The sequence below is a fragment of the Streptomyces chisholmiae genome (assembly GCF_031845445.1).
GTDB classification, from domain to species: Bacteria; Actinomycetota; Actinomycetes; order Streptomycetales; family Streptomycetaceae; genus Streptomyces; species Streptomyces chisholmiae.
Genome location: NZ_JAVREO010000167.1, coordinates 1 through 459 on the forward strand (window position 1 = coordinate 1; position 459 = coordinate 459).

The following is a 459-nucleotide window of genomic DNA, read 5'->3' on the forward strand; positions in this document are numbered from 1 at the left end:
GTATCGCTGCGGTCCGTCGGGGAACACCGCGGCAATCGTGGTGCCGGCCGGGTGGTTTCGCGCTGCCCAGCCCGCGACCAGACCGACTGCGCCGACGCTCCATCCCCCGCTCGCGTAGTACGTCGACGCCAGCGTCCTGGCGGCCCACACCGCGTCGGCCGGTGCGACCCAGTGCACCTCGTCGAACGCGGCGTAATCCACGTTGCGGGGATAGATGCTCGAGCCGAGGCCGCGCATGACGCGGGTCGCGGCGGGCTGACCGAAGATCGTCGAGCCGATGGTGTCGACCCCGATCAGCCGCAGGTTCGGGTTGAACTCACGCAGCACCCGCGCCACTCCGGCCGAATGCCCGCCGGTGCCAACGGAGCAGACCAGCACGTCGACATGGCCGATCTGGGCATTGAGTTCCAGTGCCAGCGGCCGGTAAGCCTCGACGTTGTCCGGGTTGTTGTACTGGTC

General features: G+C 69.1%; 1 protein-coding gene. It reads right to left on the bottom strand.

What is annotated here, in order from left to right:
* Positions 1-459: pyridoxal-phosphate dependent enzyme (locus RM844_RS32615; protein WP_311671053.1), on the bottom strand; the 459-nt coding region annotated here is incomplete at both ends.